This window comes from Mycobacterium sp. (assembly GCF_032159565.1).
In the GTDB taxonomy this organism is placed as follows: Bacteria; Actinomycetota; Actinomycetes; order Mycobacteriales; family Mycobacteriaceae; genus Mycobacterium.
In genome coordinates, this window is sequence record NZ_JAVHWR010000039.1 from 1 (window position 1) to 21,095 (window position 21,095).

Consider the following 21,095-nt stretch of genomic DNA (forward strand, 5'->3'; position numbering starts at 1 on the left):
CTCCTGATGCCTCACCGCGACAGATCCGGTCGAAAAACTCCCGCTTAACCGACTTGGAGAACGGATATCCACTCGGCATTGCAACCTCCCAAATCAATAGATGTTGCATTGACCGTATGAATCCGCCCATCAATATCGCGATCTGTCCGCAGTTTCGAGGGGTGAATCAGTAGCGGTAGTGCTCCGGCTTGTACGGGCCCTCGACGTCGACGTTGATGTATTCCGCCTGCTCCTTGGTGAGCTTGGTCAGCGAGCCGCCGAGCGCCTCCACGTGGATGCGCGCCACCTTCTCGTCGAGGTGCTTGGCCAGCCGGTACACCTCGTTGTCGTACTCGTCGTTCTTGGTCCACAGCTCGATTTGCGCGATCACCTGGTTGGAGAAGCTGTTGCTCATCACGAACGACGGGTGACCCGTCGCGTTGCCAAGGTTCAGCAGCCGGCCCTCGGACAGCACGATGATCGACTTGCCATTGTCGAAGATCCATTGGTCGACCTGTGGCTTGATGTTGAGCCGCTTGGCGCCGGACCGCTCCAGCTTGGCTATCTGGATCTCGTCGTCGAAGTGGCCGATGTTTCCCAGGATCGCCTGGTCCTTCATCGCCTTCATGTGCTCGAGGGTGATGATGTCCTTGTTGCCCGTCGCGGTGATGACGATGTCGGCTTCGCCGATCGCCTCTTCGACCGTGCGGACATCGAACCCGTCCATCAGGGCCTGCAGCGCGTTGATCGGGTCGATCTCGGTGACCGACACCCGGGCGCCCTGGCCTGCCAGCGACTCCGCGCAGCCCTTGCCAACGTCGCCGTAGCCGCAGATCAGCACCTTCTTGCCGCCGATCAGCACGTCGGTGCCGCGGTTGATGCCGTCGATCAGCGAGTGCCGGGTGCCGTACTTGTTGTCGAACTTGCTCTTGGTGACCGAGTCGTTGACGTTGATAGCCGGGAAGGCCAACGTGCCCGCGGCGGCGAACTGGTAGAGCCGCAGCACACCGGTGGTGGTCTCCTCGGTGACACCCTGGACCGACTCCGCGATCGTCGACCATTTGGTCTTGTCGGTCTCGAAGCGCTCACGCAGCAGCGACAGGAAGACCTTCCACTCGGCGGAGTCGTCTTCCTCCTCCGGCGGCACGACGCCGGCTTTCTCGAATTCCGCTCCGCGCAATACCAGCATGGTGGCGTCACCACCGTCGTCGAGGATCATGTTGGCCGGCTCGTTCGGCCAGGTCAGCATCTGCTCGGCGGCCCACCAGTACTCCTCGAGTGTCTCGCCCTTCCAGGCGAACACCGGCACGCCCTTCGGCTCCTCGGGCGTTCCGTTCGGGCCGATGACGACCGCGGCGGCGGCGTGGTCCTGAGTGGAGAAGATGTTGCACGACGCCCACCGCACCTCGGCGCCCAGCGAGACGAGCGTCTCGATCAGCACCGCGGTCTGAATGGTCATGTGCAGCGAGCCGGAGACGCGGGCGCCCTTGAGCGGCTGCACGTCGTGATACTCCCGGCGCAGGGACATCAGCCCGGGCATCTCGTGCTCGGCGAGCCGGATCTCCTTGCGGCCGTACTCGGCCAGGGACAGGTCTGCCACCTTGTAGTCGATGCCGTTGCGGACATCTGCGGTGAGCCGCTGCTCAGTCGTCGTCATGGTCGTCCTTACCTCGCGCGCAATTAGTTAGCCTATTTACACATTAGCCCTCGCGGCGATGGCGCGGCTAATCCGATTCGACAACACCGTACCGTTCGGCGAACGGAGTCATGAGACGTGCCAGGTCTCGAGCCACATCGTGATCAGCCTCCGGCGGCATCGAGACGTAGCTCATGGCCAGCCGGACGACGGCACGCGCCAGCACCCCGGCGTCCTCCTCGCTGGCGCGCACCCAGCTCTGCGTGAACGTCGTCGTGAGCCGCGCGGAGCAGTGCGCGATGATCGGCCCGCTGTCGGTGGTGACGAGGGCGAGCAGGTCGGGCTTGGTACCGCCGGTCAGCATCGAGATCACCAGCGGGTCGGCTGCGGACTCGGCGAAGAAGTCCCCGAAGCCCTCGAGGAACGCCGCGTAGATGTCGCCGACGTTGCCGGTGATCGCCTTCTCGACCGCGTCGACGAGCCGATCGGCCAGCCGCATCGCGTAGCCCTGGGCCAGGCCCTGCCGCGAGCCGAACTCGTTGTAGATGGTCTGACGGCTGATGCCCGCCGCGGTCGCGACATGCGACAGCGTGATCGACGACCAGTCCCGGGTGAGCAGCAGATCACGCATCCCGTCCAGAATCGAATCGCGCAGCAGCACCCGCGACGCCTCGGCGTACGGGATGCGCTCGCTCACACGCGCGAGAGTAGCCGTCACCTACGGGCTACCTCCACCATCTCGAAATCCGACTTGGCCGCGCCGCAGTCCGGGCAGCTCCAGTCGTCTGGGATGTCGTCCCACCTGGTGCCGGGGGCGATACCGTCCTCCGGCCAGCCCGTGGCTTCGTCGTAGGTGAAACCGCACTGCACACACAGGAAGAGCTTGTAGTCGTTCATTGTTTCCCTTTCTCTGTTGACTCTGCGCCCAGGGTTGTTTCAAGCCGGCCCGTAGCGCGCCAGCACCTTGTCGCGCACCCGCGGGTGGATGTTCACCTTGCTGATGTCGCCGCCGTAGTGCTCGAGCACCCGGTGGTCCATCACCTTGCGCCACAGCGCCGGCACGTAGGTCAGCGCGATCATCGACGCGTAGCCGCTCGGCAGGTTCGGCGCGCCTTCCATGCTGCGCAGCGTCTGGTAGCGGCGCGTCGGGTTGGCGTGGTGATCGCTGTGCCGCTGCAGGTGATACAGAAACAGGTTCGTCACGATGTGGTCGGAGTTCCAGCTGTGCACCGGCGTACAGCGCTCGTAGCGCCCATTCGTCAGCTTCTGCCGCAGCAGCCCGTAGTGCTCCAGATAGTTGACTGTCTCCAGCAGCGTGAAACCGAACACCGCGGAGATGACGACGTACGGGATGAGCGCAACGCCGAACACCGCGATCAGCACGCCGTAGAGCGCCACCGACATCGCCCACGCGTTGAGCACGTCGTTGGTCCAGTACGTTCTTGGATCCCAAGGGCTGCGCCCGCTCCGGCGCAATCGGTTCGCCTCCAGCTCCCACGCGGATTTCAGGCTGCCGAACACGCTGCGCGGCAAGAACTCCCAGAACGTCTCGCCGAACCGCGCCGAGGCGGGGTCCTCCGGGGTGGCGACACGGACGTGGTGGCCGCGGTTGTGCTCGATGTAGAAGTGGCCGTAACAGGTCTGCGCCAGCGTGATCTTCGACAGCCAGCGCTCCAGCGAGTCCTTCTTGTGGCCCATCTCGTGTGCGGTGTTGATGCCGACCCCTCCGAGCACCCCGACCGACAGCGCCAGCCCGATCCTGGCCGCCCAGCCGAGGCCACCGTCGAAGCCCAACCAACTGACGTCGGACGCGGTGAACAGGTATGCGCCGAATACCACGCTGGCGTACTGGAACGGGATGTAGATGTAGGTGCAGTAGCGGTAGTACCTGTCATTCTCCAGCCGCTCCATCACCTCGTCCGGCGGGTTCTGCCCGTCGGGGCCGAAGCGCAGGTCCAGCGCAGGCAGCAGAATGTAGAGCAGGATCGGGCCGATCCAGAACGGCACCTGCGCCGCGGCGTGCCAGCCCCAGTGATTGAACGCCCACACCAGCGGCAGCATCACGAACAAGGCGGTCGGGGCGATGAGCCCCATCAGCCACAGATGCCTCTTCTTGTCCCGCCACTGATCGATGTCAGTTTGCGTCAGTACGCCGTCGCCCTGGGTCATGGCGTTGACTATAGAGGGTGATTTGTCGGCTGTCTAGACAAATATGCTTGCTTTGTACACCTCGGTCAGCGATTTCGGCGTGTCCCGTCGCGCTGAGCGCACCATTTCACGCCGAAGTCGCTGAGCGAATGACCGCCAACACCCGCTGCGGGTACTCGGTGAGATCGAGCCAGGTGAAGCGCAGCACCTGCCAGCCGAGTAAGGCGATGTTGTTCTGTCGTTCGCGATCGATCTGAAACTCGACCGGTCCGCTGTGAAATGCGAACCCGTCGACTTCGATTGCTACTTTCGCGCCGGGAAAACCGACGTCGACCTTGTATCCCCCGACCGGATAGTTCGTCTGCCAGCCGGTGATACCGGAGTCGCGCAACAACGTCACAAGCAGTCGCTCGGCAGACGACCGCGCGCCGTCGGAGGCGGCCTGGAGAAGTAGCCGCGACGCCGGAGATCCGTATCGCCCCTTGTTGCGAAGGTGAGCGGCCCACATCTCACGCAGCGTGACGTCGCGCTGTAGGGCCGAGTCCATCAGTTTGGCGCCGCCGCGTTCCCGCACCGACGCTTCGACGACGGTCAGGGGGAACGCCGTTACGCGCAGACCCCGCCGCTCGACGACGTCTGCAGCGGCCAGATCTCGTCGACGGACACGTGAACCGGCACGCTTGCGGCCGTTACTGTCGCGCGGCACCGTCACCTCGACGATGGCGGGCGGGAACCTGGTCAGGTCGAGCCAGAAGGCCGCGGCGAGTCCGCTGGCGGCGGCACGCTCGCCGTAACTCCACACGGCTGCGCGGACGCGGGCGGCGTCGGTAAACGGGCGGTCGTCGACGAAGTACACGCCGCGGCCACACTGCCGCCAATGTCCCGCTCGCACCCGTCTGTGGACGGCATGCCTGTCGATTCCACACCGACGGGCGTCGGCGAGCGTCAACACTCCGTCGTGTCGCCGCAGATGTTCGTTCAGCACTCAATGGCAGATGCGCGCCGCGCCAGAAAGGTTCCCCCTACCGTGATTTTGGCGTGGCCGGTTGCGCTGAGCGCAACCAGTCACGCCGAAATCGCAGACTCCCGCTGGGCCAGCGCCGAATGGCGACGGCCGTAGAGGAAGTAGACGGCCATGCCGATCGCCATCCACACCAGGAACCGGATCCAGGTCAGCGCCGTCAGGTTCAGCATCAGCCACACGCAGGCGACGATCGCGGCGATCGGCAGCCAGGGCACCAGCGGCGTCCGGAACGCGCGGTGGAGGTCGGGACGGTTGCGCCGAAGGATGATGACACCCGCCGAGACCAACACGAACGCGAACAACGTGCCGACGTTGACCATCTCTTCGAGCTTGGTGATCGGGAAGAACGCCGCCGCGGCCGCCACCAGAACGCCGACGAGGATCGTCAGCTTCACCGGCGTGCCTCGGTCGCCCGTCTGTGCGAGTTGATGCGGCAGCAGCCGGTCCCGTGACATCGCGAACAGCACCCGGGTCTGGCCCAGCATCAACACCATGACGACAGTCGTCAGCCCCGCCAGTGCACCGACGCTGATCAGGGTGGCCGCCCAGTCGACCCCGTTGAGGCTGAACGCCGTCGCAAGGTTGGCGTCCTCGCCCGCCTTCTCGAGCTCGGTGTATTTGACCATTCCCGAAAGCACCACCGCCACCGCGACATAGAGCACGGTGACGATGGCAAGGGTTCCGAAGATTCCGCGGGGCACGTCGCGCTGCGGGTTCTTGGTCTCCTCGGCCGTTGTCGCGACGACGTCGAATCCGATGAACGCGAAGAAGACGATCGATGCGCCCGCCAGTACGCCGTACCAGCCGTAGTTGCTGCTGCCCGCCCCGGTCAGCAACGAGAAAAGCGACTGGTCACCGGACGAACCGCCCTGCTCTGCCGGCGGCACGAACGGCGTGTAGTTCGCCGCCTTGATGAAGAACGCTCCGACGATGATGACGACAAGCACCACCGCCACCTTGATCGCGGTGATGACCGCGCTGACGCGCGACGACAGCTTGGTGCCGATCGCGAGCAGTGTGGTCACGATGGCGACGATCAACGCCGCCCCCCAGTCGAGGTCCAGCCCGCCGAGGTGCAGCTCCCCGCCCGCGAAACCGAACACCTCACCCAGATACGTCGACCAGCTCTTGGCCACCGTCGCCGCGCCGACGGCGAACTCGAGCACCAGGTCCCAGCCGATGATCCATGCCACCACCTCTCCGAAGCTGGCATAGGAGAAGGTGTAGGCACTGCCCGCCACGGGGACGGTGGAGGCGAACTCGGCGTAGCACAGCGCCGCCAGCCCACAGGCGACGGCCGCGAAGATGAACGAGATGGAGATGGCGGGTCCGGTGATACCGCCCGCGGTGGACGCGGTGATGGTGAAGATTCCGGCGCCGATGACGACCGAGACGCCGAAGACGATCAGATCGAACCAGGTGAGGTCCTTGCGCAATCGGGTCCCGGGTTCATCGGTGTCCTCGATCGACTGCTCGACAGACTTGGTTCGCCGACCCGACCATGTGCTCGTCATCCGCCTTACCCTTTCGTGACGCCGTCCGCGCATCGGCCGGCTGGGCTCGGAGTACCCACTACGATCGGCCCCCATGGGCGGGAACGCGAAGCACGCGGTCGTCGTCGGGGCCAGCATCGGGGGGCTGTGCGCCGCGAGGGTGCTCTCCGACTTCTACGACAGGGTCACCGTCTATGAACGCGACGACCTGCCCGCCCAACCGGCCAACCGGACGGCCGTGCCCCAGGGCAGACACCTGCACCTGCTATTGGCCCGCGGCGCACTGGAACTCGACGCGCACTTCCCCGGCCTTCTCGACGACATGGTCGCCGCGGGGGTGCCGATCCTGGAGAACCGGCCGGACTGCATCCACTTCGGCGCCGCGGGTCACGTCCTGGGCACGACGCGCGAGCTGCAGGACGAGTTCACGGCCTACGTGCCGAGCCGGCCACACCTGGAATGGCAGATCCGGCGCAGGGTGACGGCCATCGCCAACGTGGACATCGTGCGCGCAGGTGTCGGTGAGCCCACCTTCGATGCGGCCCGCCAACGCGTGACGGGCGTGCGGCTCGACACCGGTGAGCAGATCCCGGCCGATCTCGTCGTCGACTCCGCGGGCCGCGGCACCCGGTTACCGGTCTGGCTGAAGCAGTGGGGATTCGACCGCCCTCCCGAGCACAGCGTCGACGTCGGCATCAGCTATGCCACCCATCAGCTGCGCATACCCGAGGGCGTGATCACCGAGAAGGTCGTCGTCGCAGGCGCTTTCAGCGGGCAGCCGCGCGGCCTTGGCATGCTCTGTTACGAGGACGGCACCTGGATCCTGACCACCTTCGGTGTGGCCAAGGCAGAGCCACCGCACGATTTCGCCGGAATGTGCGCTCTGGCCGACCAACTCGTGCCCCCGCACATCGCCGACGCCATCCGCAAGGGCGAGCCCATCGGCGATGTGGCGTTCCACAAGTACCCGACGAGCCGGTGGCGCCGGTACCACAAACTGGACCGCTTCCCGGCCGGGATCCTGCCGTTCGGCGACGCCGTCGCCAGCTTCAATCCCACCTTCGGGCAGGGCATGACGATGACCTCGCTGCAGGCGGGTCATCTGCGCCGGGCACTCGAATCACCAGGCGGCGACCTGGCCGCCGAGTTCAACGCCGCCACCGCGAAGTCGACCTTCCCGGTGTGGACGATGAACGCGATCGGAGACCTGGTCATGCACGGCGCCACAGGGCCGATGCAGTGGTGGTACCGCCCCGTCGGTGGCCTCTTCGATCAGTTCCTCGGCGCGTCGGAGACCGATCCCCTTCTCGCCGAATGGTTCCTGCGCCGGTTCAGCTTGCTGGACAGCCTCTACATGGTCCCGTCGATGAAGCTGGTCGGCCGGACCATCCGGCACAACATGGCGCTGTTCATGGCCGAGAGGCGGGCCTCTAGCCGGTCGGCGTCCGATCGAGATCCGGTTCCAGGTAGATGACCTGTGCGGCGGGCACCGCCGCGCGGATTGCCGCTTCCGCCGCGTCGATGGCGGTGGCCACGGTCGCCAGGTCCGTCGCCGGTGCGAGCGCGATCTTGGCCCCGACCAGAAGCTCCTCGGGGCTCAGGTACTGGGTGCGCAGATGAATCACCCGGTCGATGTTGTCGGTCTGCTCGAGCGCCGCCCGGATCGCCAGATCCTCTTCCCTGGTGGCGCCCTCACCGATCAGCAGGCTGTGCATCTCCACCATCAGGACGACGGCGATGACGCCGAGCAGCAGCCCGATGCCGACGGTGCCGATCCCGTCCCACACCGCATTCCCTGTGAGCACGGTCAGCCCGACGCCGATCAGCGCCAAGACCAGGCCGACGAGTGCGCCCGAGTCCTCCAGCAGCACCACCGGCAGCTCGGGATTGCGTGACGTGCGGATGAACCGCCACCAGCTGCCGGAGCGCTTCAGCGGCCGCGATTCCTTCACCGCCGTGCGAAAGCTGTAGCCCTCGAGGCCAATTGCGACGACCAGGATCACGATCGCCACGATCGGCGACGTCAGCTCCGCCGGGTGCGAAATCTTGTGATAGCCCTCGTAGAGCGCGAACACCGAGCCCAGCGTGAACAGGACCAGCGCCACCACGAACGAGTAGAAGTAACGGCTGCGGCCGTAGCCGAACTGGTGCAGCGGATCGGCTTCCTTGCGGGACTGGCGCTGCCCCAACAACAGCAGACCCTGGTTGCTCGTGTCGGCGACCGAGTGCACCGCCTCGGCCAGCATCGACGAGCTGCCGGTGATCAGGAAGCCGACGAACTTCGCGACGGCAATGCCCGCATTGGCCAGCAAGGCAGCCAGAATCGCCCTTGTGCTGCCTTCGGCCGACATCTAGATGCCCACGGTTGCGCGGAAAAGCTTGGCCGGCCGCTGAGCGACCAGCCGAATGGGTCCGTCGTCGGCCGACACCCACGCCGCCGCGCCCCGCTCCAATGTCACCGCGCTGGATTTGGCGTGCACCACGGCCGAACCCTCCGTGCACAACAAAATCTGCGGGCCGTCATGGCGCGACGGCGCATCCACCTCGTGACCGAGGCGCTCCCCGTCGATGCCCAACACCGACACCGAGAACTCCGGCGCCGCAGTCTGATACACCGTTTCCATTCCATCCTCAACCGTCTTCGGCCGCAGGCTCGCCTCGGTGGCGGGCGCGAAGTCGAGCACCCGCAACAGCTCCGGCACGTCGACGTGTTTCGGAGTCAGCCCGCCGCGAAGGACGTTGTCCGAGTTCGCCATTACTTCGATCCCGATACCGTGCAGGTAGGTATGCAGATTTCCGGCGGGCAGATAGATGCCTTCGCCGGGACGCAGCGTGAACCGGTTCAACAGCAGGGCGGCCAGTACACCGGCGTCGCCCGGGTAGCGCTCCCCCAGTTCCAGCACCGTCTTGGCTTCCGCCGAGAATCGTTTGTTCCTCGAACGGACGTAGTCGATCGCGCCGTCGATCACCGCGGGCACCAACTTATCGAGATCCGGTTGCGGCGCGGTGATCCATGTGGTGAACAGCGCCCGCAGGCCGTCCGCGTCGGGTTGGCCGGCCAGCAGATTGATGAATGGATCGAGTTCGGGAACCTCGAGCGCCCCCATCAACTCCACCGATGTCGGCGCGGGCCGGAACCCGGCGAGCACCTCGAAGGTGTCCAGCGCCACCAGAAGTTCCGGTTTGTGGCTGCGGTCGCGATAGTTGCGGATCGGCGATGACATCGGGATGCCGACCCGGTCCTCGCGCGTGAAACCCTCGGCGGCCTGCTCGGCGCTGGGGTGTGCCTGCAGCGACAGCGGTTCTTCGGCGGCCAGCACTTTCATCAGGAACGGCAAAGCGCTGCCGAAGCGCTCGCACACCGCGGTCCCCAGCTGTCCCTCGGGGTCGGAGCGGACGGCGTCAAGCAGCGACTCCTCCCCGGTGTCGGTCTCCAGAAACGCCGGGTCGCCGGGGTGCGCGCCGAACCAGAGTTCGGCCTCTGGATGTGCTGTCGGACTTGGCTTTCCGGTGAACTCGGCGATGGCTGTCCGAGACCCCCAGGCATAGGTCCGCAGTGCTCCTCTCAGCAGGTTCACTCGGCTATCCTCGAACCAGTCGCAGGTAGGTGGCCGCCATCTCCAACCGGACGGCCAACATCGCCAATTGCTGCTCCGGACGACCCGGATGCACCGGTGACTCGCCGGCGTCGGGCACGTCCTCGGCGCCGACGATGTCGACGTGATGGAGTCCGGCCACCCGCGCCGACACCACCGCGCGTTCGGCGTCCAGCGTCAGCGCGACGGTGCGGACCTGCTCGGGCAACGGCCCGTCGACCTCGTCGTCGTGGAACAGGGCGGCCTCGCGATCGGCGTCGGACTGCGCGCCCAACCCGGCACGCAACGCCACGATCGCGTCGGACAGGCAGACGGCGGCTACCGGCCGGTGCGCGACCCGCAGCATGACAGCGCCACCGTGGCGGGCCAACGCCAACGTCGCCCCGTTGTCGCCTGCGAGCACGACGGCGCGCCCCGACATCCGGTCGGCCAGTGTCTTGGCGGGATTGGTGAACAGTTCGCGTGCGGCGCTGTTGCGCAGCGCTTCCGCATCGAGTTCGTCGGCCAGTGCGGCGAGATCCGTGCGGAGGTTGGGATCGACCACATGCAGGACCGCAAGGCCTGCAGCAAGATAGCGCGGCAAGCCGAAGTCGTCGGGCACCCACAGTCGCGGCTCCAACACGGCTGCGCGCCCCGCGGTGGCATCGCGCAGCGGTCCCTCGTAAGGAGCGACCACGATGACCCGGGCACCGCGGCGCACCGCCGTCGCCGCCGTGCTGACCAACGCCGGGTCGCCGGAGTCGTCACCGGCGAGGACCAGTACGTCAAGGGCGCCGATCCAGGGCGGCGCCTCAGCGCAGACGACGATCGGCGCTGCGGCCGAACCACCCAGTGCCGCAGCCAGAATCGACCCCGCCGTCTCGGCATTGCCTCGGCCGGCGACCCAGATCACCGTGCGCGGCGGATCGCCTGCGACAGACTCGAGAGCACCCTCATCCAGCGCGGCGGCGGTGGCGCGCACCTGGGCACCCGCCATGGCCGATCCCCGCAGCAGCCCGCTCCGGTCGGCGGCCAGCAGCCCTTCGGCGTCGTCGAGGTCGATCGTGGCGGCCGCGATCATGTCGATGCCTCTGTGCGCGCGGCGATTTCGGCGGCCACCTGGCCGACCACCTCGTCGACGTCCTCGAGGGTGCGAGCCTCGACGTTGAGCCGCAGCAGCGGCTCGGTGTTGGAGGTCCGCAGGTTGAACCAGTTGCCGTTGCCGAGGTCGACGGTCACGCCGTCGAGGTGGTCGATGGACTCGATGCGGTCGCTGAACGACTTCAGCACGGCCTCCACGCATGTCTGCGAATCGGCGACCGTGTAGTTGATCTCCCCTGACGCCTCGTAGCGGTGATAGTCGGCCATCAGCTCCGACAGCGGCCTGCGCTGTTCGCCGAGGGCGGCAAGGACGTGAAGGGCGGCCAACATCCCGGAGTCAGCGCCCCAGAAGTCGCGGAAGTAGTAGTGCGCGGAGTGCTCGCCGCCGAAGATCGCGCCGGTTTCCGCCATCAGTGCCTTGATGTAGGAGTGTCCGACGCGGGACCGCACCGGCGTGCCGCCCCGCTCGACGACCAGTTCGGGCACTGCTCGTGAGGTGATCAGATTGTGGATCACCGTTGCGCCGATCTCCCTGCTCAACTCGCGTGCGGCGACCAGGGCGGTCACCGCTGACGGCGATATCGGATGCCCGGATTCGTCCACCACGAAACACCGGTCGGCGTCTCCGTCGAAGGCCAGCCCGATGTCGGCGCCGGTGGCGATGACGTGCTTCTGCAGATCGACCAGGTTGTCCGGGTTCAGCGGGTTGGCTTCGTGATTGGGGAAGGTGCCGTCGAGTTCGAAGTACAGCGGCAGGATCTCCAGCGCCTCGATCGCGTCGAAGACCGCCGGCGCGGTGTGGCCCGCCATTCCGTTTCCGGCGTCGACGGCGACCCGCAGTGGCCGCAGCTCGGCCAGGTCCACCAGCGAGCGAAGGAACTCGCCGTACTCGGCCAGCACTTCGCGGTCGACGATCGTGCCGACGGGACCGTGGTAGCCGGGCACCCCCGCGATCACGTCGTCGCTGATGGTCGAGAGCCCGGTGTCCTTGCCGACCGGTTTGGCGCCCGCGCGGCACAGCTTGATGCCGTTGTAGGTGGCCGGATTGTGGCTGGCGGTGAACATCGCGCCGGGGCAGTCGAACAGACCGGACGCGAAATACAGCTGATCGGTCGACGCCAGCCCGATCCGCACGACGTCGAGTCCCTGCGAGACCACACCCTCGGCGAACGCGGCCGCCAGCGACGGTGAACTGGCCCGCATGTCATGGCCGATCGCAACTTGCCGGGCACCCTCGTCGCGCACCATCCCCGCGAACGCCGCTCCGACGTCGGCCACGAAATGCTCGTCGATCTCCTCACCGACGAGGCCACGAACGTCATACGCCTTGATGACGCGGTGCACTGCCGCGGCGGGTCGGGACATGGTTTCTCGGATCTCCTCGCAAAGACGGGACAGGTTGGCGCCAGCCTATCCGCCGCGGCGACGACCGATTCCGATTACTCCGCAGGGTCGGGCAACACCCGCAGATGGCCGCGCCTGCGACCGCTCGACTCGTGCCGAGCCGCTGGCGGCGCCATCAGCGCGCCGCCGTGAGCACCGGTAATTGGATCGGTGAAACCGGCTGCCATGCCGCCGACCGGAGCCTCGCGCCCCTCGCGGACCGCCTCGGCCAGCGCGATAAGGTCGTCCTCGTCGGGATGGGTCGGCAGCGGCCCGGCGTGCCGGACCAGCTCCCAGCCGCGGGGGGCGGTGATCCGCCCCGCGTGGGTCACGCACAGATCCCAGGAGTGCGGCTCCGAGACGGTGGCCAGCGGTCCCACCACCGCCGTCGAATCGGAGTAGACGAATGTCAGCGTCGCGACCGCATAGTGTGGGCACCCGGGCCGGCAGCAGCGACGGGGAACATTCACGAAGGTGAGGCTATCGCGGGATAAACCCGCCGCCGCGTCGGACACGCAGCCGTCGGCGGCCCGACTTCCAACCGTTACAGTTCTCCGTGTGGCCGAGCGGAATCTCCGGCGATCACGCCGAGGCCGCGACATGCGCGGACCGTTACTTCCTCCCACCGTCCCGGGTTGGCGCAGCCGAGCCGAGCGGTTCGACATGGCGGTGCTCGAGGCGTACGAGCCGATCGAGCGGCGGTGGCAGGACCGGGTGAGCACGCTCGATGTCGCCGTCGACGAGATCCCGCGGATGTCTCCGAAGGACCCGGACAGTGTGCAGTGGCCGGCGGAGGTGGTGGCTGACGGTCCCATCGCGCTGGCCCGGCTGATTCATGCAGGCGTCGATGTTCGGGGTAACTCCACCCGCGCGCGAATTGTGTTGTTCCGCAAGCCGATCGAGCGACGGGCAAAGGACACCATCGAACTCGCCGAGCTGTTGCATGAGGTTCTGGTGGCCCAGGTGGCGACGTATCTGGGCGTCGAACCTTCTGTCATCGACCCTTCGATCGACGACGAGTGAAGCCAGAGGTCAGATGATTCCGCGCTTGAGGCGACGGCGCTCCCGTTCGGAGAGGCCACCCCAGATGCCGAAGCGCTCGTCGTGGGCCAGCGCGTAGTCCAGGCACGCGTCGCGCACCTCGCAGCCCAGGCAGATGCGCTTGGCCTCCCGTGTCGAGCCGCCCTTCTCCGGGAAGAACGCCTCGGGGTCGGTCTGCGCGCAGAGCGCGCGCTCCTGCCATTGATCGTCGTCGGGCGTTGCCGGCGCAATGGCGTCGAGCTCCGGACGCTCCGGCACAAGACTCAATTGGGGACGCCCGACGGACGCCATCGGTGCCGGCCCGGTATTGGTGTGCGGGACGTTGCCCACGGAGCCAAGTAACCGGCTGTCGAACCTAATGTGGTGGCCGAAATCGACCTGCTCAAAAGACATCTTCCCCCTCCTCACCTTGGTATCGCTGAACCGCTGTGGAGCCCCACGATGGAGATGTGCGGCCATCTCAATTCGAACAAGTGATCGAATCTCGGTCTGCGACACCGGAACCGGCCGGCCAACCGAAAAATGACACTGGTGTGATTACACACTTGTTAGCTGCTGGGGTCAAGCGCTAGAACCGATTTTCATACCATCTCGTTATCTCAATTCGGCGCGTCGCTGCTCCGGCGTGTCTGTCACAGCCTCATACCGCTGGCTGCCGAGACCTCTCCGTGACCGAAGGCCTAGTGTCGATCGGTGTGAAGATCGCCGTTCTGGTCGGTGGAGTCGGGGGTGCGCGATTCCTTTTGGGCGTGCAGCACTTGCTCGGCCTCGGCCAGTTCACGGGCGCACACACACAAGATCATTCGCTTGCCGCGATCGTCAACGTCGGCGACGACGCGTGGATGTACGGCGTGCGGATCTGTCCCGACCTCGACACCTGCATGTACACCCTCGGCGGTGGCATCGACACCGAGCGCGGCTGGGGCCATCGCAATGAGACCTGGCATGCCAAGGAGGAACTCGCCGCCTACGGAGTGCAGCCGGATTGGTTCGGGCTCGGTGACCGCGATCTGGCCACGCACCTCGTCCGCAGCCAGATGCTGCGGGCCGGCTACCCGCTGTCGGAGGTCACCGAGGCGTTGTGCAAGCGCTGGTCTCCTGGCGCGCGACTGCTACCCGCCAGCGACGACAGGAGCGAAACCCATGTCGTGATCACCGATCCCGAGACCGCTGAGCGGAAGGCGATCCATTTCCAGGAATGGTGGGTGCGGTACCGGGCGCAGGTACCGACGCACAGCTTCGCGTTCGTCGGAGCGGACAAGGCCACCGCGGGGCCTGGGGTCGTCGACGCGATCACATCGGCGGATGTGGTGCTGCTGGCGCCGTCGAACCCGGTGGTCAGCATCGGCTCAATTCTGGCGATTCCAGGCATCCGTGGCGCCCTGCGGTCGACCTCAGCGCGCGTGATCGGCTACTCGCCCATCGTCGCCGGAAAGCCGTTGCGCGGCATGGCAGACGAGTGCCTCTCGGTCATCGGCGTGGCCAGCACGTCGGAGGCGGTCGGTGGCTACTACGGACCGCGCTCGGGCGTGGGGATCCTGGACGGCTGGCTCGTGCACGAGGGCGACCACGCCGAGATCGCGGGTGTCGAGGTGCGATCGGTGCCCCTTCTGATGACCGACCCCTCGACGACTGCCGAAATGGTCCGTGCCGGAATCGATCTGGCGGGAGTCAAGCCATGACCGAGCACGGTTCCGGTGCCGCACTGGAACTTCTTCCGGTGACCGGGCTGCCGGAGTTCCGCCCCGGCGACGATCTCGCCGACGCGCTGGCCGCCGCCGCGCCCTGGCTGCGCGACGACGACGTCGTAGTGGTCACGAGCAAGGTGCTGTCCAAGTGCGAGGGCCGCATCGTGCCCGCGCCGCAGGATCCTGAGGAGCGGGATAAGCTGCGGCGCAAGCTGATCGACCAAGAGGCGGTCCGGGTGCTGGCCCGCAAGGGCCGCACGCTGATCACCGAGAACGACCTCGGCATCGTGCAGGCGGCCGCGGGCGTGGACGGCTCGAACGTCGGCTCCACCGAGCTGGCCCTGCTGCCTGTCGACCCCGACGGCAGCGCGGCAGCACTGCGCGCCGCTCTGCGCGAGCGGCTCGGCGTGACCGTCGGCGTCGTCGTCACGGACACCATGGGCCGCGCCTGGCGAAACGGTCAGATCGACGCCGCGATCGGTGCCGCGGGCATCACGGTGCTGCACGGCTACGCCGGGGCACACGATGTGCACGGCAACGAGCTTGTCGTCACCGAAGTCGCCGTCGCCGACGAGATCGCGGCCGCCGCGGATCTGGTGAAGGGCAAGCTGACCGGCATCCCGGTCGCCGTGGTGCGCGGACTGACCCTGTCGGACAACGGGTCGAACGCCCGCACGTTGCTGCGACCGGGCGAGGAAGATCTGTTCTGGTTGGGCACCGAAGAGGCACTCGCGGTGGGGCGCGGCCAGGCGCAGCTTTTGCGCCGGTCGGTTCGCCGGTTCAGCGCAGAGCCCGTGCCGCGGCAGATCATCGAGGCGGCCGTGTCGGAGGCGCTGACGGCGCCGGCCCCGCACCACACGCGGCCGGTGCGGTTCGTGTGGGTGGTCGACACCGAGACGAGGACCCGGCTGCTGGACCGGATGAAGGAGAAGTGGCGAGCCGACCTTGCCGGTGACGGCAGGCCTGCCGACGCCGTCGAACGCCGGGTCGCTCGCGGGCAGATCCTCTACGACGCACCCGAACTGGTGATTCCGTTCCTGGTCCCCGACGGCGCGCACAGCTATCCGGACGCGGAGCGGACCGCCGCCGAACACACGATGTTCACGGTGGCCGTCGGCGCGGCCGTCCAGGCGCTGCTCGTCGCCCTGGCCGTGCGCGGGGTCGGCAGCTGCTGGATCGGCTCGACGATCTTCGCCGCCGACCTGGTCCGCTCCGAGCTCGATCTGCCCCATGATTGGGAACCGTTGGGCGCCATTGCGATCGGCTACCCGGCAGAGCCGTCCGAACCGCGCGAGCCGGCGTCGATCGAGGGCCTGCTGGTGCGCAAGTGAGCCTGCGCACGCGAGGAGCATGAATGACCCTGCGCGATTCGGTCATCGATGCGCTGACCTCGTGGACGCCGCCGGACCCGGCGCAGGACACCCTGCGGCATGCGGTGCTGTCGTTCGTGGTGGCCCGCGAGGATGCCTGCAAGCGGGGATGCGTGCCGGGTCACGTCACGGCTTCGGCGCTCGTGCTCGACCACGCCGGTACGCATGCCCTGTTGACACTGCATCCGCGGTTCGGACGTTGGCTGCAACTCGGCGGCCACTGCGAGGACGACGACGTCGACATCGTCGCGGCCGCGCTGCGGGAGGCGTCCGAGGAGTCCGGCATCGCCGGGCTCAGGATGAACCGGGACATCGCCGCTCTGCATGTGCACCCGGTGGTCTGCTCGCTCGGCGTGCCCACGCGTCATCTCGACGTGCAGTTCATCGCCCACGCGCCTGCGGACGCCGAAATCGTCTGCAGCGACGAGTCGGTGGACCTGCGATGGTGGCCGCTCAATGCGCTGCCCGACGACACCGATTTCGGGCTGGCCCAACTCGCGGCTGGTGCCTCATCCCGTCAGTTGCCCACCTGACTCCCGAGCCTGCTGACAGATCGAGGAATCCTCCGAAATGTCGATCTGCCCGCAGTTTCGGTGTGCGGTCCAGTCACTTCCGCAACACGCGGCACGTGGTAGTAGGGCTACCGAAATCAGACGTCGGTCGAGTAGCGGATGCCGCCGTCGGGGATGGACACCCCGGGCCACACCCGGGCGCCGCGCAGCAACTCGCAGCGGGCGCCGATGTCGGCGCCGTCGCCGATCACCCCATCGCGGATCAGCGCGCGTGGTCCGATGCGGGCACCGAAACCGATGATCGACCGCTCGATCACAGAACCCGCCTCGACCCGCACCCCGTCGAAGATCACCGCACCGTCAAGCCGTGCGCCAGGGCCGATTTCGGCACCGCGGCCGACGACCGTCCCGCCGATCAACAATGCACCGGGCGCCACCGCGGCGCCGTCGTGCACCAGCGATTCTCCCCGGTGCCCGTGCAGGGCGGGCGACGGTGCGATGCCGCGGACGAGGTCCGACGACCCGCGGACGAAGTCCTCCGGGGTGCCCATGTCACGCCAGTAGGACATGTCGACGTGCCCGCACACCTTGAAGCCGTCTGCCAGAAGCTGGGGGAACACCTCGCGCTCGACCGACAGCGACCTGCCCTTCGGCAGGCGGTCGATGACCTCGCGCTTGAACACGTAGGTGCCTGCGTTGATCTGGTCGGTCGGCGGATCCTCGGTCTTCTCCAGGAAGGCGGTGACGACGCCGTCGCCATCGGTGGGAACGCAGCCGAACGCCCGCGCGTCGCCGACCCGAACCAGGTGCAGCGTCACGTCGGCGCCGTGGTCGTGATGGCTGGTGAGCAGCGCGCCCAGATCCGCGCCCGACAGCACGTCGCCGTTGAACACCATCGCGGTGTCGTGCCGCAGCCGGTGCGCGACGTTGGCGATGCCACCGCCGGTGCCCAGCGGCTCCTCCTCGACGACGTACTCGATCTGCAGGCCCAGCTTGGAGCCGTCGCCGAACTCGGACTCGAACACGGCCGCCTTGTACGAGGTGCCGAGCACGACGTGCTCGATTCCGGCCGCCGCGATGCGGGAGAGCAGATGGGTCAGAAAGGGCAGCCCTGCCGTCGGCAACATCGGTTTGGGCGCCGACAGCGTCAGCGGCCGCAGCCGGGTGCCCTGCCCGCCGACGAGGATGACGGCGTCCACAGCCGCCGGGTTAACGGTCTCCCCCAAGGTCCTGCCGTCCTTTCCCCGTGCGCCTGCTGCTCCTGACGACGAGTCGCGAGCGCGCCTTCAGGGCGCCTCTCATCGTCCACCTCAGCGGCGCCTGCCAAACTTTATTGTGCCGATCAGCGAGAAAAGTGTAGGTGCTCGTATGGTGCGCGGCCAAGTTGCGGGCGGGGTCGCGGCCGGTGGAATGGCCCTTGTCGTGCAAAACCTCCGCCGCCGGAACGTAGACGTTGCGCCAGCCGGCCTTGCCGAACCGATCTCCCAGGTCGACGTCTTCCATATACATGAAGTAGCGCTCGTCGAAGCCGCCGACCTCATCGAAGGCGGCACCGCGCAGCAACAGGCAGGATCCCGACAGCCAGCCGACCGGGCGTTCGCTGGGCTCCAGCCGGTCCTGGCGGTAGGCCGCCGTCCACGGGTTGGACCGCCACAGCGGCCCGATCACCGCGTGCATGCCGCCACGGATGATGCTGGGCTGATGACGTGCCGAGGGGTAGACCGAGCCGTCCGGGTCACGGATCAACGGGCCCAGCGACGCGGCCCTCGGCCACCGGCCAGCCGCCTCCAGCAGCGCGTCGATGCTGCCGGGACCCCATTGAATGTCAGGGTTGGCGACGATGAAGAGGTCGAGGTCTTCGGAATCCTTGCGAAGCTCGGCGACGGCACGGTTGACCGCGGTGCCGTAGCCCAGATTCCCGCCGGTGCGCAACAGCCGGACGTTGGGGAATCGGTCGAGGGCATCCTCGGGACTGCCGTCGCTGGAACCGTTGTCGGCCATGAGCACCGTCACCGGCCGTTCGGTGGCGTGCGACAGCGTGGCGAGGAACCGAGCGAGGTGAGGACCCGGTGAGTACGTCACCGTCACCACATACAGTTCGTCACTCACGCGACGGGTACCACTTCGTCACTCACGGCGTCGAGGGTAGCGGGGAGGTTAATTTTTCACCGCTTCGGCCAATGCCGCGGCCAGCGCATCGCGCCAGGGCCGCAGCGGCGTCAGTCCCGCCGCCGTCGCCGCGCTGCTCGACAGTGCCGTGTACGGCGGCCGGGGTGCGGGTCGGGACACGTCCTCGGTCGACGCCGGCTGCACCCGGTCGGGGTCGGCGCCCACGCCTTCGAAGACCGCCCGCGCCTGCTCGAACCGGCTGGCCGCGCCCTCGTTGGCGACGTGCAGCAGCGGCGGTGCCGACGGACGATCGGCGATCTGCAACAGCGCCAGGCCGAGGTCCGCGACATACGTCGGCGATCCGATCTGGTCGACGACCACGGTGACCGGTCCGTCGCCCGCCGCCAGCCGCCGCATGACACCGACGAAGTCGGATCCAACGCCGGTGTACACCCACGCCGTCCGGACCACGTGAGCGCTCGGAAGCGCCTCGTGCACGGCCCGTTCACCGGCGAGCTTGGTCCTGCCGTAGACGCTGAGCGGCCCGGTGGCGTCGTCGATCTCGTAGGGGCGGGGCCCGCCGTCGTCGAACGAGCCGTCGAACACGTAGTCGGTCGAGATGTGGATCAGCCGGGCGCCCGCGTTCGCGCACGCGCGGGCGAGGTGCCCCGGCCCGACGGCGTTGACGGCATGGGCGCGCTCGGGATCGCTTTCCGCGGCGTCCACGGCGGTATAGGCAGCGCAGTTGATCACCACATCGCCGGGCTCGACGATCCGTTTCGCGGCGCCGGCGTCGGTGATATCCCATTGCGCCGAGGTCAGCGCCACCACGTCGAGGCCCTGACCACCGGCTTCGACCGTCAGATAGCGCCCGACCTGCCCGCCTGCACCGCTGATCACGATCCGATTCGCCACCCGCCGAGTCTGGCACGCCGGGCAGCGGCTACCGGGTATGCACCCATCACGCAAGTAACCTGGGCGGATGCCAGCCCGCGTGATCCGGATCCTCGCCGTCATGGCCGCGGCGACGATCGTCATCGGCACGGGAGTGGCGTGGAGCAAGATCCGGTCCTTCGAGTCCGGCATCAACCACATCTCGTCGGCGGCTCTCGGCGGCGGCGGCGAGGACGGCGCGATCGACATCCTGCTGGTCGGCCTGGACAGCCGCACCGACGCCCACGGCAACCCGCTGTCGGCGGAGGAACTGGCCACGCTGCGCGCCGGTGACGACGAGTCGACCAACACCGACACGATCATTCTGGTGCGCATTCCCAACAACGGGAAGTCCGCAACCGCCATCTCGATCCCCCGCGACTCCTACGTCGACGCGCCGGGCATCGGGAAGATGAAGATCAACGGCGTCTACGGGTCGGTGCACCTGGAGAAGTTGAAGCAGCTGGTCGAACAGCAGGGCGTCGACCCGTCGGTGGCCGAACCCGAAGCCACCGAAGCCGGCCGCGAAGCGCTGATCAAAACGGTCGCCAACCTGACCGGTGTCACGGTCGATCACTACGCCGAGATCGGCCTGCTCGGCTTCTCGCTGATCACCGACGCACTCGGTGGCGTGAACGTGTGCCTGAAAGACGCCGTTTACGAACCGCTTTCGGGTGCCGACTTTGCCGCGGGCTGGCAGAAGCTGGACGGGCCGCAGGCTTTGAGTTTCGTTCGGCAGCGTCACGACCTGCCCCGCGGCGACCTCGACCGGGTGGTGCGCCAGCAAGTGGTGATGGCTTCCCTTGCGCACGAAGTCATCTCGGGCAAGACGCTGTCGAGCCCTGCAACGCTGAACCGGCTGCAGGAGGCGGTGCAGCGATCGGTGGTGCTGTCCGACGGTTGGGACGTCATGCAATTCGCCGAACAGCTGCAGAAGCTGGCGGCGGGCAACGTCGCGTTCGCCACCATCCCGGTGCTCGACGAGAACGGCTGGAGCGACGACGGGATGCAGAGCGTCGTGCGAGTGGATGCCAACCAGGTACGCGACTGGGTCGACGGCCTTCTGCAGGACCAGGACCAGGGCAAGACCGAGGAACTCGCGT

The 21,095-nt window shown here is 67.3% G+C and carries 21 protein-coding genes; 6 read left to right on the plus strand and 15 right to left on the minus strand.

Going from position 1 to position 21,095, the window contains the following annotated elements:
• Positions 1 to 166: 166 nt before the first annotated feature.
• The 6 genes from ahcY to QOC76_RS05340 all read right to left on the minus strand — a co-directional run bounded on the left by ahcY (position 167) and on the right by QOC76_RS05340 (position 6,301).
• Positions 167 to 1,636, minus strand: a complete 1,470-nt coding sequence (gene ahcY / locus QOC76_RS05315) for an adenosylhomocysteinase (protein ID WP_526354930.1) — start codon at positions 1,634 to 1,636, stop codon at positions 167 to 169.
• Between the two features lie 67 nt (positions 1,637 to 1,703).
• Positions 1,704 to 2,333, minus strand: coding sequence for a TetR family transcriptional regulator AlkX (alkX, locus tag QOC76_RS05320; protein WP_526354932.1), 630 nt, complete (start codon positions 2,331 to 2,333; stop codon positions 1,704 to 1,706).
• On the minus strand, positions 2,330 to 2,512 hold the full coding sequence (locus QOC76_RS05325; RefSeq protein WP_526354934.1) for a rubredoxin: 183 nt from the start codon (positions 2,510 to 2,512) through the stop codon (positions 2,330 to 2,332). Before QOC76_RS05325 ends, alkX begins: the two co-directional genes overlap by 4 nt.
• Positions 2,513 to 2,551: 39 nt before the next feature.
• Positions 2,552 to 3,784 carry an alkane 1-monooxygenase gene (locus QOC76_RS05330; RefSeq protein ID WP_526354936.1) on the minus strand — a complete coding sequence of 411 codons (1,233 nt, stop codon included), beginning with the start codon at positions 3,782 to 3,784 and terminating at the stop codon, positions 2,552 to 2,554.
• A gap of 106 nt (positions 3,785 to 3,890) precedes the next feature.
• Positions 3,891 to 4,748 carry a PDDEXK-like endonuclease domain-containing protein gene (locus QOC76_RS05335; RefSeq protein WP_526354938.1) on the minus strand — a complete coding sequence of 286 codons (858 nt, stop codon included), beginning with the start codon at positions 4,746 to 4,748 and terminating at the stop codon, positions 3,891 to 3,893.
• 80 nt (positions 4,749 to 4,828) lie between these two features.
• A complete protein-coding gene (locus tag QOC76_RS05340; protein WP_526354940.1) occupies positions 4,829 to 6,301 on the minus strand; it encodes an amino acid permease in 1,473 nt (490 codons plus the stop codon).
• A 73-nt stretch (positions 6,302 to 6,374) separates the two neighbouring features.
• Between QOC76_RS05340 and QOC76_RS05345 the strand changes: the two genes are divergently transcribed.
• On the plus strand, positions 6,375 to 7,754 hold the full coding sequence (locus tag QOC76_RS05345; protein WP_526354942.1) for an FAD-dependent oxidoreductase: 1,380 nt from the start codon (positions 6,375 to 6,377) through the stop codon (positions 7,752 to 7,754).
• Here QOC76_RS05345 and QOC76_RS05350 read toward each other — a convergent pair.
• The 5 genes from QOC76_RS05350 to QOC76_RS05370 form a co-directional block, all read right to left on the minus strand.
• The gene (locus QOC76_RS05350) at positions 7,711 to 8,631 is read right to left on the minus strand and encodes a cation diffusion facilitator family transporter (protein WP_526354944.1); all 921 of its coding nucleotides are present in this window, start codon (positions 8,629 to 8,631) and stop codon (positions 7,711 to 7,713) included. The genes QOC76_RS05345 and QOC76_RS05350 overlap by 44 nt on opposite strands.
• The gene (gene manA, locus QOC76_RS05355) at positions 8,632 to 9,858 is read right to left on the minus strand and encodes a mannose-6-phosphate isomerase, class I (RefSeq protein ID WP_526354946.1); all 1,227 of its coding nucleotides are present in this window, start codon (positions 9,856 to 9,858) and stop codon (positions 8,632 to 8,634) included.
• 4 nt (positions 9,859 to 9,862) lie between these two features.
• Positions 9,863 to 10,936, minus strand: coding sequence for a TobH protein (locus QOC76_RS05360; protein ID WP_526354948.1), 1,074 nt, complete (start codon positions 10,934 to 10,936; stop codon positions 9,863 to 9,865).
• Positions 10,933 to 12,321, minus strand: a complete 1,389-nt coding sequence (locus tag QOC76_RS05365) for a phosphomannomutase/phosphoglucomutase (RefSeq protein ID WP_526354950.1) — start codon at positions 12,319 to 12,321, stop codon at positions 10,933 to 10,935. Before QOC76_RS05365 ends, QOC76_RS05360 begins: the two co-directional genes overlap by 4 nt.
• Before the next feature lie 74 nt (positions 12,322 to 12,395).
• A complete protein-coding gene (locus QOC76_RS05370; RefSeq protein ID WP_526354952.1) occupies positions 12,396 to 12,809 on the minus strand; it encodes a DUF3499 family protein in 414 nt (137 codons plus the stop codon).
• Between the two features lie 130 nt (positions 12,810 to 12,939).
• Between QOC76_RS05370 and QOC76_RS05375 the strand changes: the two genes are divergently transcribed.
• Entirely contained in the window at positions 12,940 to 13,362 is a 423-nt protein-coding gene (locus QOC76_RS05375) for a metallopeptidase family protein (RefSeq protein ID WP_526354954.1), read from the plus strand.
• A gap of 9 nt (positions 13,363 to 13,371) precedes the next feature.
• On the opposite strand, the gene QOC76_RS05380 is transcribed toward QOC76_RS05375, so the two are convergent.
• On the minus strand, positions 13,372 to 13,638 hold the full coding sequence (locus QOC76_RS05380; protein WP_526354966.1) for a WhiB family transcriptional regulator: 267 nt from the start codon (positions 13,636 to 13,638) through the stop codon (positions 13,372 to 13,374).
• 437 nt (positions 13,639 to 14,075) lie between these two features.
• Here QOC76_RS05380 and cofD point away from each other — a divergent pair, with 437 nt between their 5' ends.
• The 3 genes from cofD to QOC76_RS05395 are packed head-to-tail and all read left to right on the plus strand — an operon-like array spanning position 14,076 to position 16,971.
• Positions 14,076 to 15,062, plus strand: a complete 987-nt coding sequence (gene cofD / locus QOC76_RS05385; RefSeq protein WP_526354968.1) for a 2-phospho-L-lactate transferase — start codon at positions 14,076 to 14,078, stop codon at positions 15,060 to 15,062.
• The gene (locus QOC76_RS05390; protein WP_526354956.1) at positions 15,059 to 16,399 is read left to right on the plus strand and encodes a coenzyme F420-0:L-glutamate ligase; all 1,341 of its coding nucleotides are present in this window, start codon (positions 15,059 to 15,061) and stop codon (positions 16,397 to 16,399) included. The genes cofD and QOC76_RS05390 overlap by 4 nt, the downstream gene beginning before the upstream one ends.
• Before the next feature lie 23 nt (positions 16,400 to 16,422).
• Positions 16,423 to 16,971 (plus strand): NUDIX hydrolase, encoded by a 549-nt coding sequence (locus tag QOC76_RS05395; RefSeq protein ID WP_526354958.1) that lies wholly within the window; start codon positions 16,423 to 16,425, stop codon positions 16,969 to 16,971.
• A gap of 116 nt (positions 16,972 to 17,087) precedes the next feature.
• Here the strand turns inward: QOC76_RS05395 and manB are convergent, their stop codons facing one another.
• The 3 genes from manB to rfbD are packed head-to-tail and all read right to left on the minus strand — an operon-like array spanning position 17,088 to position 19,974.
• Complete coding sequence (gene manB, locus QOC76_RS05400) at positions 17,088 to 18,149, minus strand: mannose-1-phosphate guanylyltransferase ManB (RefSeq protein WP_526354970.1); 1,062 nt, start codon at positions 18,147 to 18,149, stop codon at positions 17,088 to 17,090.
• A gap of 10 nt (positions 18,150 to 18,159) precedes the next feature.
• The gene (locus QOC76_RS05405; RefSeq protein ID WP_526354960.1) at positions 18,160 to 19,059 is read right to left on the minus strand and encodes a glycosyltransferase family 2 protein; all 900 of its coding nucleotides are present in this window, start codon (positions 19,057 to 19,059) and stop codon (positions 18,160 to 18,162) included.
• 48 nt (positions 19,060 to 19,107) lie between these two features.
• Positions 19,108 to 19,974, minus strand: coding sequence for a dTDP-4-dehydrorhamnose reductase (gene rfbD, locus QOC76_RS05410; protein ID WP_526354962.1), 867 nt, complete (start codon positions 19,972 to 19,974; stop codon positions 19,108 to 19,110).
• A 67-nt stretch (positions 19,975 to 20,041) separates the two neighbouring features.
• Between rfbD and QOC76_RS05415 the strand changes: the two genes are divergently transcribed.
• On the plus strand, positions 20,042 to 21,095 hold a 1,054-nt coding region (locus tag QOC76_RS05415; protein ID WP_526354964.1), incomplete at its 3' end, for an LCP family protein.

Excerpts from the sequence above, each read along its gene's own strand:
- ahcY (WP_526354930.1), bottom strand. The coding sequence starts at position 1,636 with ATGACGACGACTGAGCAGCGGCTCACCGCAGATGTCCGCAACGGCATC.
- QOC76_RS05325 (WP_526354934.1), bottom strand. The coding sequence starts at position 2,512 with ATGAACGACTACAAGCTCTTCCTGTGTGTGCAGTGCGGTTTCACCTAC.
- QOC76_RS05330 (WP_526354936.1), bottom strand. The coding sequence starts at position 3,784 with ATGACCCAGGGCGACGGCGTACTGACGCAAACTGACATCGATCAGTGG.
- QOC76_RS05340 (WP_526354940.1), bottom strand. The coding sequence starts at position 6,301 with ATGACGAGCACATGGTCGGGTCGGCGAACCAAGTCTGTCGAGCAGTCG.
- QOC76_RS05345 (WP_526354942.1), top strand. The coding sequence starts at position 6,375 with ATGGGCGGGAACGCGAAGCACGCGGTCGTCGTCGGGGCCAGCATCGGG.
- QOC76_RS05350 (WP_526354944.1), bottom strand. The coding sequence starts at position 8,631 with ATGTCGGCCGAAGGCAGCACAAGGGCGATTCTGGCTGCCTTGCTGGCC.
- QOC76_RS05360 (WP_526354948.1), bottom strand. The coding sequence starts at position 10,936 with ATGATCGCGGCCGCCACGATCGACCTCGACGACGCCGAAGGGCTGCTG.
- QOC76_RS05365 (WP_526354950.1), bottom strand. The coding sequence starts at position 12,321 with ATGTCCCGACCCGCCGCGGCAGTGCACCGCGTCATCAAGGCGTATGAC.
- QOC76_RS05375 (WP_526354954.1), top strand. The coding sequence starts at position 12,940 with ATGCGCGGACCGTTACTTCCTCCCACCGTCCCGGGTTGGCGCAGCCGA.
- QOC76_RS05390 (WP_526354956.1), top strand. The coding sequence starts at position 15,059 with ATGACCGAGCACGGTTCCGGTGCCGCACTGGAACTTCTTCCGGTGACC.
- QOC76_RS05395 (WP_526354958.1), top strand. The coding sequence starts at position 16,423 with ATGACCCTGCGCGATTCGGTCATCGATGCGCTGACCTCGTGGACGCCG.